Source organism: Lactiplantibacillus sp. 3062 (assembly GCF_055413545.1).
Window position 1 is genome coordinate 278,010 of record NZ_JBVAYE010000001.1, and the last position, 16,172, is coordinate 294,181.

The 16,172-nt window shown below is 46.0% G+C and carries 16 protein-coding genes, 1 pseudogene and 1 riboswitch; of the genes and pseudogenes, 11 read left to right on the forward strand and 6 right to left on the reverse strand.

What is annotated here, in order from left to right; translation table 11 throughout:
- Positions 1 to 94, forward strand: a riboswitch (TPP riboswitch).
- Positions 95 to 196: 102 nt separating this feature from the next.
- From ACWQAU_RS01280 to ACWQAU_RS01290, 3 genes are read left to right on the forward strand one after another with little or no spacing between them, the layout of a single operon-like run.
- A complete protein-coding gene (locus ACWQAU_RS01280; RefSeq protein ID WP_003643692.1) occupies positions 197 to 766 on the forward strand; it encodes an ECF transporter S component in 570 nt (189 codons plus the stop codon).
- Positions 767 to 795: 29 nt separating this feature from the next.
- A complete protein-coding gene (locus tag ACWQAU_RS01285) occupies positions 796 to 2,202 on the forward strand; it encodes an ABC transporter ATP-binding protein (protein ID WP_013355130.1) in 1,407 nt (468 codons plus the stop codon).
- Entirely contained in the window at positions 2,199 to 2,858 is a 660-nt protein-coding gene (locus ACWQAU_RS01290; protein ID WP_024002169.1) for an energy-coupling factor transporter transmembrane component T family protein, read from the forward strand. The genes ACWQAU_RS01285 and ACWQAU_RS01290 overlap by 4 nt, the downstream gene beginning before the upstream one ends.
- 120 nt (positions 2,859 to 2,978) lie before the next feature.
- Here the strand turns inward: ACWQAU_RS01290 and ACWQAU_RS01295 are convergent, their stop codons facing one another.
- Positions 2,979 to 4,499, reverse strand: coding sequence for an ABC-F family ATP-binding cassette domain-containing protein (locus ACWQAU_RS01295; RefSeq protein WP_027821556.1), 1,521 nt, complete (start codon positions 4,497 to 4,499; stop codon positions 2,979 to 2,981).
- Between the two features lie 299 nt (positions 4,500 to 4,798).
- Here ACWQAU_RS01295 and ACWQAU_RS01300 point away from each other — a divergent pair, with 299 nt between their 5' ends.
- Together ACWQAU_RS01300 and ACWQAU_RS01305 are read left to right on the forward strand one after the other, a co-directional pair.
- Positions 4,799 to 5,182, forward strand: a complete 384-nt coding sequence (locus tag ACWQAU_RS01300; RefSeq protein ID WP_003641806.1) for a CrcB family protein — start codon at positions 4,799 to 4,801, stop codon at positions 5,180 to 5,182.
- The gene (locus tag ACWQAU_RS01305; protein ID WP_027821557.1) at positions 5,182 to 5,532 is read left to right on the forward strand and encodes a fluoride efflux transporter FluC; all 351 of its coding nucleotides are present in this window, start codon (positions 5,182 to 5,184) and stop codon (positions 5,530 to 5,532) included. Before ACWQAU_RS01300 ends, ACWQAU_RS01305 begins: the two co-directional genes overlap by 1 nt.
- Positions 5,533 to 5,670: 138 nt before the next feature.
- Here the strand turns inward: ACWQAU_RS01305 and ACWQAU_RS01310 are convergent, their stop codons facing one another.
- Positions 5,671 to 5,862 (reverse strand): hypothetical protein, encoded by a 192-nt coding sequence (locus ACWQAU_RS01310; RefSeq protein ID WP_003641804.1) that lies wholly within the window; start codon positions 5,860 to 5,862, stop codon positions 5,671 to 5,673.
- A 118-nt stretch (positions 5,863 to 5,980) separates the two neighbouring features.
- On the reverse strand, positions 5,981 to 7,168 hold the full coding sequence (locus ACWQAU_RS01315; protein WP_003641803.1) for an acetate/propionate family kinase: 1,188 nt from the start codon (positions 7,166 to 7,168) through the stop codon (positions 5,981 to 5,983).
- 175 nt (positions 7,169 to 7,343) lie between these two features.
- On the opposite strand from ACWQAU_RS01315, the gene ACWQAU_RS01320 reads away from it, so the two are divergent.
- Positions 7,344 to 8,216 carry an NFACT RNA binding domain-containing protein gene (locus tag ACWQAU_RS01320; RefSeq protein ID WP_027821558.1) on the forward strand — a complete coding sequence of 291 codons (873 nt, stop codon included), beginning with the start codon at positions 7,344 to 7,346 and terminating at the stop codon, positions 8,214 to 8,216.
- Positions 8,203 to 8,553: pseudogene (locus tag ACWQAU_RS01325) on the forward strand (iron chaperone). The gene ACWQAU_RS01320 and the pseudogene ACWQAU_RS01325 overlap by 14 nt, the downstream one beginning before the upstream one ends.
- Before the next feature lie 2 nt (positions 8,554 to 8,555).
- Here ACWQAU_RS01325 and ACWQAU_RS01330 read toward each other — a convergent pair.
- The 3 genes from ACWQAU_RS01330 to ACWQAU_RS01340 all read right to left on the reverse strand — a co-directional run bounded on the left by ACWQAU_RS01330 (position 8,556) and on the right by ACWQAU_RS01340 (position 11,152).
- Positions 8,556 to 8,777: a hypothetical protein gene (locus ACWQAU_RS01330; RefSeq protein WP_003641799.1), complete on the reverse strand. Its 222-nt coding sequence runs from the start codon at positions 8,775 to 8,777 to the stop codon at positions 8,556 to 8,558.
- A gap of 501 nt (positions 8,778 to 9,278) precedes the next feature.
- Entirely contained in the window at positions 9,279 to 10,268 is a 990-nt protein-coding gene (locus ACWQAU_RS01335; protein WP_003643690.1) for an aldo/keto reductase, read from the reverse strand.
- A gap of 260 nt (positions 10,269 to 10,528) precedes the next feature.
- On the reverse strand, positions 10,529 to 11,152 hold the full coding sequence (locus ACWQAU_RS01340) for a histidine phosphatase family protein (protein WP_003646364.1): 624 nt from the start codon (positions 11,150 to 11,152) through the stop codon (positions 10,529 to 10,531).
- Between the two features lie 383 nt (positions 11,153 to 11,535).
- On the opposite strand from ACWQAU_RS01340, the gene serC reads away from it, so the two are divergent.
- From serC to ACWQAU_RS01360, 4 genes are all read left to right on the forward strand, one after another.
- The gene (gene serC / locus ACWQAU_RS01345) at positions 11,536 to 12,609 is read left to right on the forward strand and encodes a 3-phosphoserine/phosphohydroxythreonine transaminase (RefSeq protein ID WP_003641796.1); all 1,074 of its coding nucleotides are present in this window, start codon (positions 11,536 to 11,538) and stop codon (positions 12,607 to 12,609) included.
- Between the two features lie 15 nt (positions 12,610 to 12,624).
- Positions 12,625 to 13,803 (forward strand): phosphoglycerate dehydrogenase, encoded by a 1,179-nt coding sequence (locus tag ACWQAU_RS01350; protein WP_027821559.1) that lies wholly within the window; start codon positions 12,625 to 12,627, stop codon positions 13,801 to 13,803.
- Positions 13,800 to 14,243, forward strand: coding sequence for a GNAT family N-acetyltransferase (locus tag ACWQAU_RS01355; RefSeq protein ID WP_003641794.1), 444 nt, complete (start codon positions 13,800 to 13,802; stop codon positions 14,241 to 14,243). The genes ACWQAU_RS01350 and ACWQAU_RS01355 overlap by 4 nt, the downstream gene beginning before the upstream one ends.
- Positions 14,244 to 14,395: 152 nt before the next feature.
- The gene (locus tag ACWQAU_RS01360; RefSeq protein WP_011100915.1) at positions 14,396 to 16,057 is read left to right on the forward strand and encodes a peptide ABC transporter substrate-binding protein; all 1,662 of its coding nucleotides are present in this window, start codon (positions 14,396 to 14,398) and stop codon (positions 16,055 to 16,057) included.
- Positions 16,058 to 16,172: the final 115 nt, after the last annotated feature.

Consider the following 16,172-nt stretch of genomic DNA (forward strand, 5'->3'; position numbering starts at 1 on the left):
TCATAGCAACTGGGGTGCCATCACGGCTGAGATAATACCCATTGAACCTGAATCTGGACAATGCCAGCGCAGGGAGCAATGCTTTTATTTGGGGAACCATCAATTCAGACTTAGCCGCCTGCCACCGATAATCGTGGTAGGCGTTTTTTGTCGCTTGGATGCGTGAATGACAAACTACTTTTGGGAGGATTTAACAATGAAATGGGTTAAATCATGGTACTTGAACGATATTATTTTACTGGCACTAATTGGTATTTTCTTTGGTGCCATCTTTATGGGGACTAATTTTGTTTATAACATTTTAAGTGCGGCCCTGACACCATTTGGTCTAAGCGGTCTGGCTAATGAACTACTACTTGGCTTATGGTGCATGCCCGGCATGTTAGCTGGCTACCTCATTCGACTAAAGGGTTCGGCAACGCTAGGTGAGCTCCTCGCAGCAACCGTCGAAATGTTTTTCGGTGGTCAATGGGGAATCACCACATTGATTTCTGGTGTCGTGCAAGGATTTGGGGCCGAACTAGGTTATATCGTCACTGGCTACAAACACTATGACTGGTTAGGCTTAACGGCTGCGGCCGCAACAACTACTGTGGTCACCTTTGGCTGGGACCTTGCCCGTAATGGTTACTATAAATTACAGCTATGGCTCTTGATTTTATACGTGGTCGTTCGCTTTATTTCGATGTTTGTTTTCGGGGGTCTGTTAACTAAAACCATCACGGACCTACTTGATCGCAGTCATGTTTTAAAATCAACGCATTAATACACTTTATAAAATGGAGGCTTTCTCGAATGGCTAGTATCGCGCTGAATAATTTAACTTACACCTATCCACAGGCGTCGACACCCATTCTGGATCGCGTTAACCTAACACTACCACGGCAAAGCTTCATCCTATTGACAGGGCCATCGGGAACAGGTAAGTCGACGCTCCTAAAGCTGATTGCAGGCTTACTACCCCTGACTCCAGATTACGGCACCATTACCTTTGATGGTCAGTCATTAACTGCTAGCACCGCTAATCAGCGCGCTCAGCACGTTGCCATGATGTTTCAGAATCCTAATCAGCAGTTTGCCATGGATACCGTTGAAAATGAACTAATTTTCGCACTTGAGAACTTACAAGTGCCCCGTGACCAAATACCGGCCCGCTTACTTAGTGCGCTTGACTTTGTTGGTATCCGAAATTTACAGTCACGACTATTAAATCATTTATCCGGTGGCGAGAAACAGAAAGTGGCCCTTGCAATCATTGTCGCTATGGATAGCGATGTCATCCTACTAGATGAGCCCTTTGCCAGTGTCGATCCGACCGCACGAGCCGTCTTGTTAGACCGACTCGTGGAACTACGCAATCAACATGGGAAGACAATCATCTTGGCGGATCATGACCTAACAGGTTACGAACAGCTCGTCGATCAAGTCGTCCAAATCAAGGACCAGCACTTACAGCTCATTGATCGCACCACCTGGTCTGAGTTATTTGCAGCCTTTACTGAGCAGCCACAACGGTCATGGTCAGCACCGCAACGCGTTGAACGCCCTTGTTTTCAACTTGATCACGTCACTTTACAGGCAGGTGATCGTCAACTATTAGTACCGACAACGCGTCAATTGTTAGCACAACACAATACGCTGATCACGGGTCCTAACGGTAGCGGTAAATCCACGTTATTTGAAGCCCTCGTCCGTCTGCACCCTTATACTGGCGAAATTCGTTACGAAGGGACACCTATCGACAAGCTAAAACGCAAACGCTATGCTCGCCACGTCGCCTTGCTTTTTCAGGACGCTGAGACCCAGTTTTTAAACATCACGGTCGCTGAAGAACTGGCTCAAAGTAAACGCTATGCGTATGGCGACTACTTTACCGCAGACCGTATTCAAACGGCCTTAGTGCAACTCAACTTATCCGGTCGTGATGAACAAGTCATCTATACTTTGAGTGAGGGACAGAAAAAGAAACTACAAATTCTGCTCATGTTAATCATGCAGTCACCAGTTCTACTCATGGATGAACCCTTAAAAGGGCTAGATTTGCATTCGATCAATGCCCTGGTCGCGTTATTACAGACCACCCAAGCGGCAACTAAGCAGACGCTGATTATTATTAGTCACCAGTTAACCGGCCTGATGCCATTGATTGACTATCAGCTACACTTTGAAAATCACCATTTAGATTGGGTGGTGCGATCATGAATCCTAGCATGAAATTATTATTACTACTCATCATTGCGCTAGAAATTTCATTCACGACAATTGTAAGTTTGAACGTGGCACTGATTATTCTGGCACTGATTTACCTGCTCGGTCACCGAACTCGGCTTCGAACATTAGGGTGGTTGCTACTCATTCCGTTGCTACCAGCAATTGGACTTTGGAGTACCCAGTACATTAACGGTAGCGGTGACAAGACTTTGATGGCCTGGGTCCTGTTCACACGAATCTATGCGTTTGTTTTTACGGGCGCTACTTTTACGCTCACGACTGACGTCTTACAATTAACCGATTCGCTTGAGCAAAACTGGCATTTACCCGCCAAATTTTCATATGGCGTCCTCGCCGCGTATAACTTGGTACCACGGATTCAGCACGAAGTTCAAGTGATTCGGGCTGCTGGTCTGATGCGTGGGCAGGTCCTGTCCTTCTGGTCGCCACAGCTCTACTTTAAAGCAATTTTGGTCTCTATCAATTGGTCGCAGAACCTTGCCCGGGCCATGCGCTCCCATGGCTTTGTCGAAGATGCACCCCGCACTCACTATCGTCAGATTCCACTGACTAAGTTGGATTGGACCATTGTGATTAGCGGCGTCTTGCTTTTACAAGTCGGCGCCTTCGTCATTCCGTGGCGCTAGTGGTCTCATTCACTGAATAAACACTAAATTAAAACAGGTTTTCTCAATTATGAGAAAACCTGTTTTTGGGTAATATTCCCCACTTAGGTCGGGACACAACAATAACAAGTTGACCTTAATTCATGCTTTCAGCCGATCAATTTGTTGCCGTAACGCCTGAATAGCAGCTGTAGAAGACGTCGGGTCTGCCATTAATTGATCATACTTGAACTGAAGTACTGCTAAGTCAGCTTCTACCGGTTGCGGCGCTTTAACAACTTTGTCAGGATCAACTAATTGGTGCGTCTCGAATTGCAACACCCGAGTAGCAACGGCCTGGCGAAACGGTTCATCATGTGAAACAAAAATTACGGTTCCAGGATAATTTTGTAAGTAATCGGCCAACGCATCCAGCGCGTCCACATCCAAATAATTGGTTGGTTCATCTAACATTAAAACGTTATATTGACCGACTAAAATACAAATTAGCTGTAATTTAACTAGTTCACCACCACTTAACGCCGATACTAGTTGCGGATAAAATCGTGCTGGCAGGCCCAACGCGCCCATGACGTTACGGATCGTTTGATCCGGTAGCTGACTGACTTGCCGCACCGTTTGCCACACTGACTGTTTACCGTCGAGCACTGTCATATCTTGGTTGAATACTCCGACTCGTGCCGCCGGAGCCAATCGTAATCCTGACACCCGGCCACCTAAAATTGCACGCAGTAATGTGGTCTTACCGCTACCGTTGGGCCCCACGATAGCGACCCGATCATGTGGCCTGATTTGAAAGTCAGCGTGTGCTAACAACGTTTTTCCATATTCAGCCAATGTGACATTAAGACCAGTTACCACGGTCTTACCTGTAAACGTCGGAAAATCTGTCGCGACTAACTTAAAGCCTGAAGTCGTAAAGGGCTTAGCAACTTGCGGTTCCCGTTGTCCTCGGGCGACCATGCGTTTAGCCGTTCGTTCCATCTTGGCCGCAGTAGCTTCCCTAGTCGTTTTCGTCTTGGCACGCTCTACTTGCGACATTCGCCGATTGCCTTTTCGAATCCGCTGGGCTTTTTCATTACGTTGACGCTGCGCTGCTAGTAACTCACGCTGATGAGTGTTTTGGCGCTGATACGCGGCTTCCTGAGTTGCGAGTTGCTGCGCTTTTACCGTCTGATAATATGCGTAATTGCCTGCATATGCGGTGAATTTTTGGTGTTCAACCGCCCAAGTCTGTGTCGTCACAGCATTTAATAATTGCCGATCATGTGAAATCAACAACAGCAACCCACGAAAACGTTGTAACTGATTAATAAGCCATTGCTGATGTGTTTCATCCAAATTAGATGACGGTTCATCTAGAATTAAAATTGTTGGCCGGGCGCTCAAAGCCTGCCGAATTCTGGTTAGCATAGCTTGACCACCACTTTGGTCAAAAGTCGGTGCGATTTGGGCGACATAGCTGACTGGCTCGTCCACCATAATTTGCCCCGTATAATCACGATCAGTACCCGTCAGTAAATGGGCCAGTGTTGATTTACCAGCACCGTTCCGGCCAACCACGCTGATTTTATCCCCGGCATTGGCGACTAACCGGTCAATTGTAAATAGTGGCCGTCCCGCCATATCTTTTTGAATATTTTTTAAATTAATCATTGTCATTAATAAGCATCCCCTTAGTTGCAGGGACTAATTTATGGCACAAAAAAGCGTCCTCAAAATGAGAACGCTGGCAATTGATTCCACCAGCACCCTAATTAATCCCAAAACGGACAGTCCACCCCTATGCTAGGCATGGCTCTGTTCAGTTACTAGAATTAATTAGTTGCGCATTGGCTGAATACCTCGTGTTTTATAAGTTACTTTGTAGATTAGCATGTTTAATTTCAATTTGCAAGAACCATTGTTTTTTAAAAGTTTTTTCAGTAAACTAAAATTACTTTCAGAAAGCAGGTGTCAGCTTGAAAAAGATCATTGCAATTACCGGCTTCGCAATGCTAGGTGGTGGTCTCCGGGAGGGGCTTAGTTTGCTCGTCACTTGGCCACAGCATTTCTGGATAACGTGTCTGATTAATATTGTGGGAGCATTTGTTCTTAGCCTGATTACTAACTTGTTACCAGCGCGGTTACCCGTCTCTGAAGATATTGTTATCGGTATGAGTGTCGGGTTCGTTGGTAGCTTTACTACTTTTTCCACCTTCACTTTTGAAACGCTACAATCGTTTCAAAGTGGTCATAGCGTTTTAGCTTTAAGTTATGTCGCTGCTAGCTTAGGGTTGGGTTTGCTAGCGGGGCTAGCTGGAAACTTCCTTAGCACCTATTGGCTACCAAAGGAGGAATTTTAATGTTAGTCCTAGTCGGATTGGCCGGTGCCGGCGCAGCTGTAGGGGCCTTAAGTCGTTACGGCATCATGCGCTTAGCACTACCTCTCAATCGATGGCCGTTACCAATTGCCACGTTATTTATCAATCTAACCGGCGCTTTATTGCTCGGTTGGATTTTAACCAGCTCATTACCGCCCAATTGGCAGATTTTTCTAGGAACTGGGATTATGGGTGGCTATACGACTTTTTCAACAATGATCAACGAACTCGTGTTGCTCGGCCGTAACCACCATCAACGGGTCGCCTTGGAATACTTTGGCTTGAGTCTCGTCGGTGGCCTAGTCATGGTTTATCTCGGAACTTTAATCTAACTCAAAAAACAGGAAGTCTCACAAAACTAACTGAGATTTCCTGTTTTTGTTCAATGACTATTTAGTTCCAACAAGCCGCCTTTACGGCTAGCGTGCCGATGACACTAGTTTTAACAACGCTCATCTTTATCTTTCAAATTACGTGGTGGCATTTCCGAATAATGCAACGCCGGCAATCGCCACGACGATCAGGCCTAACCATAATGCGATTTTAAATAAAAACAACCCAATCACAATCATGAACACCCAACCGATAATTTTAAAACCAATTTTAAAGATAACTTTGAGCAACCATAAACCAATTACTAAAGCAATCAATAAACCGATCATCTATGCGCTCTGCGAAGAGAGCTTCCCTCCTTACAAGTCCCATCATGGGTACCTTGCCAGTTAGTATAGCACGCGCTATGCAGCGGCAGACTGATTGCAGTCGTAAATTAAGAGAAGCTTAATTTTGCAACGCCGCAACTTGTCGCACCATCGCTAATTCTTCGTTAGTTGGGATCAACATCACTTTAATCTTGGAATCTGCGCCACTGATGAGTCCTTCTTGACCCGCTTCATTTAATTTCGGATCCAGGGTCACACCAAAGATGCTCAGTTCATCAATAATTTGCTGGCGCAAGGTCGCATTATGCTCGCCAATGCCGCCCGCAAAAATCAGCGCATCCGCCCGTTTTAATTCTGTCAAATAGCTACCGGCATACTTAACAATCCGATTGACAAAAATTTCAACAGCTAGTTGGGCTTGGGGATTCGTGGCTTCTTGCGCACGGATTTCACGCATATCTGGTGAAATTCCTGAGATTCCTAACAACCCAGACTGATTGTTAAGCATCATCATGATTTCATTCGGATCATCGATCTTTAAAGCTTTCATGAGAAATGGCAATACGGCCGGATCAACGTCACCCGCGCGCGTTCCCATTGTGACACCCGTTAATGGCGTAAAGCCCATCGATGTGTCGAAGGCCCGGCCATTTTTTACGGCAGCTAATGACGCACCACTACCTAAGTGTAACGTCACCAGGTTGAGGTCATCTTTCGGCTTAGCCAGCAGTTCTGCAGCCCGACCGGTTAAGTAACCATGCGAGATACCATGTTCACCGTAACGGCGAATATGGTATTTTTGGGTCAATTCATATGGCAAACTGTAAATTGCATTCATTTCTGGTAAATCGGTAAAGAATTGACTATCAAATACCGCGTACTGTTTAACGGTCGGTAAAGCCTGAGCCATCGTCTCAATACCACGTGCCTCCATCGGATTATGCAATGGTGCAAAGTCACTAAGCCCCTTAATGGCCTCGAGTACCGCTGGCGTCACTTCAACTGCTTGCTTGAACGTTTCGCCACCCGCAACGACTCGGTGAGCAACTGCCGTAATTTCCGTTAATGAGTCAATAATTGCTAATCGCTGTAATTCAGCCAATAACATCTGCGCCGCATGATTTTGATCTAAATTATCGACTGTCGTTTCAAACTTTTGATGGTCACCATACTTGATGGTGAAAATTGAACCGGGCATACTAATCCGTTCAACGAGACCACTAGCAACCACCGTTTCAGCAGGCATAGCAAATAATTGCCATTTCAATGATGAACTACCTGCGTTAATAATTAATGTTTTTTGCATTTCTCAATCAACTCCCATGTAATAGAATACCGAACTTTTCTGAAAATTGCTCAACTTTTTTCAATCGTGTCATTTGACATCTTAATTCATTCGCTAGTCCCAATCTTCCACTGTTAACTAACCAGAACATGTTATTATTAAGACGTTAACTTTTACAGATTAGAGGAACCCATTAATGACGACCACAACCGATGTCGACCTAGTCCAAACTGGATTAGCGCACTTAATTCACCACACGCGTAAACAAATCGAATCATTAACTAAAGCATTAGACCACCTGCCTGATGTCAGTGATTTACAACTCAAGGGCACGTTATTGAAGACGTATGCTAGCCAGATTGAGGGGCACCATCATTTCGTCGAATTGCCCGACTATCAAGGCCACCAACTCAGTATTAAACTCGATATTAAAAAATCAATTATTGAAAATGCCGAGGATTATTTTCATCGTTATCACAAAAGCAAACGCGGTCAAGCGACCGTTCAACAAAATTTGGCGACGGCCAAGACCGAACTATACCAGCAATTAGCAACTCAAGCAGCTTTCGACCCTAATGATCCACAAGCGGTCGCCGCGCTTAAGCAAACACTGATTGCTGCGGGCGCGATTCATACCCACGTTTTACACTCATCTAAGGCCCCAACACCCGCCCATCCCCGCCGCTTTTACACGCACGACCACGTGCTGGTTGAAGTTGGTAAAAATAGTCTTCAAAACGACCACCTAACATTGACGGCCCGTAAAGATTACTACTGGATGCACGCGGGTGGTGAAATTCCCGGTTCACACGTGGTTATTCACAGTAATCATCCGAGTGAACAAACCTTGCAGGAAGCGGCCGTACTGACGGCCTATTACAGTAAGGGTCGTCAGATGAACCGCGTACCTGTTGATGTGCTCACCGTTGGCCAGATGCGTAAACCCAAGGGTGCTAAGGCTGGGCTTGTCACCTTTAGTGGTCCTGCACGCACGATCACCGTTGTCCCTGATGCTACTTTAGCCGCTGAATTACGTGACCAGGAAGATATTCACCATGACGCCGATTGAGGCCTATATTGCTAACACACCACAAGCCTATCAATCGCAATTAATAGCCTTACAGCAAACCATTGCAACGGTCTTACCAGAGGCGCAAGAGCAGTGAAAGTACCAGATGCCGACCTTCTATTGGCACGAAAACGTCATCCATTTTGCTTTATTCAAACATCACTTTGGCTTGTACCCAACGTCAAGTGCAATTGAGACTTTTCATGATCAATTAATCACCTATAAAACAAGCAAAGGGGCCATCCAGTTTCCGCTGGATCAGCCCCTACCACTTGAATTGATTACTGCTATTACCGAATTCCGTCGTCACGAAATCATAGCGAAATACGACCTTTAGGATTACCGCTGCCACCAAGACTGTTTAAGAAAATCAATGGCGGTTACGTCACTCAACGCAATCGGCTTAACGACTCCCGCTTGTTGATTCAAAAAAAGCTGCTGGTCGTCCACAGCCGCAATTAAGCCACTCGGCTGATGACCATCACTTAAAGTTAACCGAACCACGCAGTTTAACTCATAAGCTTGCAATAACGACGCTTCAATTGGTTTCAGCTGTTCCATTAGATCACCTCATCGAAATAGTAGCTCCATCATAGCACATTTTTAGAACGTACGTTCGATAAAAACTATTACATTTTGATGACGTTGATAAACCGGTCACTTGTACCAATCAGTAATTTCACCAGCTAACTAATTATGCCGTTAACTACCGAGGTTACCGAACATTCGCCCAAATTATTTTAAAATTGCCCGGATTCGGTCAGTTGAAGTTAGCGCACGGCTATGGCTCAGTTCAAAACATGACCGTCATTAAATTCAAAAGCCGCCAGCTTAGAATAAGTCTCGTATTTGAGACTGGGCGGGTTCGGGCTCAAATCGATGTCGGTTTACGTTCCAGCAATTGTCGCTCCGCCCCGGAGGTCGGAAATAGGGCGATTATTGCTGAAGAACAGGAGTCTACCTAACGAGCCTAAGAGTGAGCTATTTTTGACCTTAATAAACAGGACGCGCTAATAAAAAGGCCACTCCCCGGCATATTGGGGGAGTGGCCTTTAATGCAATTTACTTTAGAATCGCGGTAATAGCTTTTACTTCATCATCACTAAAGGTTAAATTGTGCGTTGCTTCAAGATTAGCGTGCAAGTGGTCGACATTGGTCGTACCAATGATGACGCTCGTGACGACCTGTGACCGTAGTAGCCAAGCCAAAGCCATTTGGGCCAAGGTTTGTCCCCGTTGCTCAGCGATTCTGTTCAGGGCATTCAACTGATTGACAACGGCTGCAGTCCCCTGATCAAATAAATATTTATTCGTTCGATGAATCGGAAAATCGGCTGGAATTCCTTGTAAGTAGCGCTGCGTCAATAATCCTTCAGCTAATGGACCATATGCCACCAAGCCCGCATTATGCTGGCCGAGATAGTCAATCAGGCCCGTTGTTTGAGCCTGTTGATTCAACATGTTATATGAGTACTGATTAACCGTAAACGGCGTGTGCATCTCATTAAAATACTTAACCATCGTTGCTGTTTGGTCGCGGTCATAATTTGAAATTCCGACATACAACGCCTTCCCCTGACGAACCAACTGGTCAAGGGCCGCGGCAGTTTCATACAAATCGATGTTAGGGTCTGGACGATGTGAGTAGAAAATGTCGACGTAATCTAAATGCATTTGCTTAAGACTACGATCCAATGAACTGATCAACGTTTTGCGTGAGCCGAAAGCCCCATACGGCCCTGACCAGGCCGGATATCCGGCTTTAGTCGTGATGACGAGCTCATCACGATACGGCTTTAAATCTCGTTGCATAATTTGTCCGAACGTCCGCTCTGCCGATCCCTTCGATGGTCCATAATTATTTGCTAAATCAAAGCTAAAAACGCCATGATCAAAGGCATCTAGAACCACTTTTCGTGAATTGGCAAACGGCGCTTCATCCCCAAAATTTCGCCATAGCCCTAACGAGACAACGGGTAACTGTAGCCCCGTCTTACCCACGCGTCGAATCGGTAATTCGTCATAGCGCGTTGATGCTGCTGAATATGTCATCATTACTCACCTCATCTAATTTTTGAATACTATTTATATTATACCGCGCCTGTAATATTGGTACTGATCAAACGCTTAAGCGGATACAAAAAGGCGATCCTCGCCAAATGCTAGGACCACCTCACTTAGGAGTTTATATGTGATGTCTGCTGTTGCTGCCTAATTAGACTTTGATTTGAAATAAGGTTCAACAGTGCGTGGCTATTTCAAACCACCATCTATTGTAGCCCGGAATCGCCCGTTCGTTAAGTCATTGCGCGTCAGAATTGAGGTAGGCGGTTATAATATGCTAAATATTGGCGACCATGGACAGCATCCACCATTACTTTAGTGACGCTCGTATTAGCTGGTTCCGGTAAGCTCATCGGATCGGTCGGCTTTAGTATCGCTAAGGCCATGGCTTTGACGGTAAAGCCATGGGTCACGACAATGATCTGCTCGTCTGGATGGGCTTGTGCTGTTGTCTTCAAAAATGCTGCTACCCGTTGTTGCACGTGCTCAAAAGTCTCGCCATCCGTCGCAACCTCCACGTAGCTTGGCAAAACGTCCTGTAAAAGTGGATCAAAGTACTGCGGATAGGCCGCTAGCAACTGATCATTATCCTGTCCATCCCACTGGCCGTATGAAATTTCCAATAACCGCTCGTCCTGGCTAACAGGTAGTTGCCGGCCTTGATTCAAAATCGCCGCCGTGGCCTGGGTCCGGTCAAGCGGGCTACAAATCAACCGATCCGCGAAGCTAATGTCAAACGTATCGTGCAACGTTTGCGCTTGCTGCTTGCCAACCGAATTCAAATGCGTGACGGCTGTATTAATCGTGCCTTGTTTTAAATTTTGGGCGTTGGCCACTGTTTGTCCATGTCGTACCACGTAAAAGGTTGTCATCGTGCGCCTCCAAGATTAAATTATTATTAATAATACTAATTGTGCCACAGTCTTTTCTCATTATCTAGCTTGACAAATAGTTACGTGCTTGCTAAATTAATACCAACGCAATTAACTGACTGGTGCCAACACCAGTTTAACGAAGGAGTGTCCAACTGATGGTTCTAACTAATCCTATCAATCATCATATCAGTTCCTCCTGGTCTACACACCCATCTGTGTCGGCCTAATTTTGCGTACGCAAATCAGCCTGAGCACGGATGCTAAGACATTCGCTACCAGGTGGAATTGCTTAATCTCGTTATTATCCGTCCTGGTAGTCGAAACCGACTGCGAGGACTTTTTTATTACCTTGATTAAACTACTGAAAGCGAGGATTTTTCATGCCAATTTATAATTTTTCTGCTGGGCCAGCCGTTCTACCACAACCAGTCATCACTCAAATTCAAGCGGAGCTACCATCATTTCGAGACTCCGGCATGAGCATTTTAGAGATCTCGCATCGCTCCGATTTATTTGCGCAAGTCCTTCAAGATGCCGAACAAGATCTTCGCGATTTAATGGCCATTCCTGACAACTATCACGTGCTCTTCTTTCAAGGCGGGGGCACGCTACAGTTCACAGCTGCGCCACTAAATCTGGCGCCTCATCATCGTATCGGGTTGCTTGACAGCGGTCACTGGGCACAACGCGCCGCCGATGAAGCTAAACGGGTCGGTACTAAAGTCACGATACTGGGGAGTAGCGCTGCCAACCATTTTAACCAACTGCCAACGGTCGTCCAGCCCATCGATCAATCCCTCGATTATATTCATCTTACAACTAATAATACTATTGAAGGAACCATGATGACGCGCCTGCCAGTTACGGGTCAAGTACCACTGGTAGCCGACATGTCATCAAACTTTTTAGGTGAACCTTACCAAGTCAGCGATTTTGGGCTCATCTTTGCTGGTGCTCAGAAGAATCTGGGTCCCGCTGGTTTGACAATCGTCATTGTCCGTGATGATTTAATTGGTCAAGTCGCCAACCTGCCAAGCATGCTGGATTACCAGCTATTCGCGGCTAAAGATTCGATGTTCAACACGCCGCCTGTTTTTGCTATTTACGCCGCGGGTCTCGTACTCAAGTGGCTAAAGGCCCAAGGCGGGCTCAGCACAATGACTGCTCGCAATCACGCTAAAGCCGCCTTACTCTATGATTTCTTAGACCAGTCACAACTATTTACTAATCCAGTCAAGACCAGCGACCGTTCGACCATGAACGTTCCATTCGTCACAGGTCAGGCCGACCTCGATGCCGCAGTCATTCAAGGCGCCCGTGAGCACGGGTTATTAAACCTAAAGGGTCACCGCTTAGTTGGCGGTATGCGTGCCAGCCTCTATAACGCCATGCCGTTAGCCGGTGTTCAGGCATTAGTTGACTATCTAGCCGCTTTTGAAGCACACCATCGTTAATCAAGGAGGATATTTATGTATCAAGTTAAAACCTATAACGCCATCGCCCCAGCCGGCCTCAACACGTTTACTGCTGATTACACGCTCAATCAATCTGAGCATCCGGATGCTTACTTAATTCGCTCGGTCAACCTACATACCGAGACATTACCGTCATCGTTGAAAGTCATTGTGCGCGCTGGTGCCGGCGTTAACAACATTCCTATCGATCAGGCAACCGCCAACGGGACTGCAGTTTTCAACACCCCGGGAAGTAACGCTAATGCCGTTAAGGAACTCATCATCGGCCTGCTCATTATGGCATCCCGTAATCTAATAGCTGCAACGACCTATTCGGCCCAGCATACAGAAGCTGATATTTCTCAACGCACAGAACACGACAAGACGCAATTTAATGGTATTGAATTAACGGGTAAGACCTTGGCCGTCATCGGACTCGGCCATGTTGGCGCTCTCGTTGCCAATGCAGCATTGAGTCTAGGCATGAATGTAATTGGTTACGACCCCTATCTATCTGCAGATGCCGCTTGGAACATTGCCAAACAAGTCCAGCGAGCGGCCACGCTGCCAGATGCAGTCAAACAAGCTGATTTTGTCACCGTCCACGTTCCTAAAAATGCCGACACACTTCATCTGATTAATAAAGATGCGTTAGCCGCCATGCCAACAGGCGTTCAATTATTTAATTATTCACGGCTGGGCATCGTTGACAATACTGCCGTCATGAATGCGTTAGCCACGGGACAAGTTGCCCACTACTACACCGATTTTGGCGAACCCCAGCTTGCCAACCAATCCGCGGTTACCGTGACACCCCATATCGGCGGCTCGACTATCGAGGCTGAAATCAACGGTGCCACACAAGCTGCGCGCACTATCATGACTTATTTGGAAACCGGTAACGTTCATGCGGCCAGCAATCTGCCAGACTTAAACGTCCCGTTCAACGCGGCTTACCGCTTTACAGTCATTCACGAAAATGTGCCTAACATGGTGAGTCAAATCACGGCCAAACTAGCAGCGGCCAACCTCAACATCACTACCATGGCTAACGCCGCTAAGCACCAGATTGCTTACACCATCATTGACGTCGACGACCTACAGCAGCCACAACAAGCCGACCTAATAGCTGAACTGTCTAAAATTCCGGCAGTGAGTCGCGTTCGACTATTAAAACGGGGTAGCGTCGAATGAAGATTGAACACTTACAACACCCGACAACTCACCAACTCGATCAGTTAATGACAATCTGGTTAAGTGGTAATTTAACGGCCCATGACTTTGTCAGTGCCGACTACTGGCGTCAACAAGCCCCCTTAGTACGTGAAGCATTACAATCAGCCGAACTCATCGTCGGACTGACCGACGGACCTGAAGCTTATATTCTGGGCTTTATAGGCTTACAAAACGATTACATTGCCGGAATTTTCATTTGCAATGATGCTCAACATCAAGGTCTGGGGACGGCGCTATTGGCGACTGCCCAAGCTGACCATCATCAATTACAATTAAACGTCTATGTTGCTAATCGCCCAGCCATTGCCTTTTATCACTATCACGGTTTCCGTGTCATTGATCAGGCTAGTGACCAAGCAACCCAGCAACCAGAATATACGATGCAATGGCAACGTTAGTTTTCTTAATTAAGCCAGTACGATTCTTAACGAGTCGTACTGGCTTTATTTGCTTAATAATATTAATGATTAAAAAAATAATATTGTATTTAATCTAATTTTAATGTATTCTCATCTACATATCATAATCATTTGAAGCAGGGGGTACATATATGCAATGGAAATTATTTGCCACAGTTGCCACGTTAACGGCAACGACCGGCGTTTTACTCGTCGGCTGTGGTCAGTCCTCATCCAGTTCAAGCAATGCCGGCAACACAACGGCCAAAATGGCCAAGACTCAAGTCCTCAATTGGTCGGAAAACGGCCAGGATTTGACCACCCTTGACCCGTCCTTAGCCACTGATGTTATCAGCGGGACGATGATCAGTAATTCGCAAGAAGGTTTGTATCGATTAGGTAAAAACAGTAAGGTCACACCAGGTATTGCCACTAAAACGACCGTGTCCAAAGATAAAAAGACTTATACTTTTACCCTGCGTAAAAATGCCAAATGGAGTAATGGCGATCAAGTGACCGCACAAGACTTTGTGTATGGCTGGCGTCGTACAGTTAATCCGAAGACGGCTTCCCAATACGCCTACTTATATTCCGGTATCAAAAATGCTGACAAAATCGTCAGCGGCAAAGCCAAGACTAGTACCTTGGGCATCAAGGCCGATGGTAAGTATAAGCTGACCGTCAAACTTGAAAAGCCCATGCAGTATTTCAAATTATTGATGGGTTTCGTGGTCTTCTTCCCGCAAAACCAGCACGCGGTGGAAAAATACGGAAAGGACTACGGGACCAGTTCCAGCAAGATGGTTTACAACGGGCCATTCAAGATGACTGGTTGGAAAGGGACCAACTCAACCTGGACACTTAAGCGCAATCCTAATTACTGGGATAAAAAACACGTTTACTTAACTAAGATCAAAGACCAAGTCGTGAAGTCGACGACGACAGCCTTTAACCTCTTCCAGAGTAATAAGCTCGACATGGCAACGTTATCTGGACAACAAGTCAAGAACGAAAAGAATAATAACAAACTGGTCATCCGTAAGTCTTCACGTCTAAATTACTTGGAATTCAATCAAAAGAAGGTGAAGTTACTCGCCAATAAGAAGATTCGTCAAGCAATGTCACTGACTTTGAATCGTAAGCAGTTGGTCAACGATGTCCTCGGCGATGGTTCCGTCACTCCAAAGGGCTTTGTTACGACCGGACTTGCTACTGATCCAACGACTGGTAAGGACTTTGCCACCGAAAATACGGTTAAATCAGCTGTTACTCAGGACACCACCAAAGCTAAAAAGCTCTGGAAACAAGGACTAAAAGAAACCGGCAAGAAGTCGGTTACCTTAACGTTAACTCATGACGATACAGATCAGATGAAGGCCCTCGCTGAATACGTTCAGGGACAATTGGAAAAGGAGTTACCGGGACTTAAAGTGCAAAGTGTCACCGTTCCTTATAAGACGAGAATTTCCCGAGAAATTGCGGGTAATTTCCAGCTGGTCATCTCCGCATGGCAAGCCGACTTTGCTGATCCAGTTTCAGACCTCGGTATCATGACATCAACTAACGATTACAACTTTGGTAAGTGGACCAACAAGACTTTCGATAGTGCTATCAACACAGCAAATAGTACAACCAGTACAACGAAGCGTTGGCAAGCTCTCGCAACCGCTGAAAAGACGATGGCGACGGATCAAGGGGTCGCACCGCTCTCACAAAACGTCATCGCACAAATGGTCAACCCTAAGCTGAAAGGCCTAGTCTACAACACGGCGGGCATTAACTATAACTTCAAGAGTGCCTATATGGCCAAATAAGGTGACCTAACTAGCATCGCCTCACGTCAAACTACCCTTAAATCGCACAATAAAAGGTATCGTAGCAACAAACTACGGTACTTTTTTTGTGTTCCTTGACACATTTTGCGGCTGT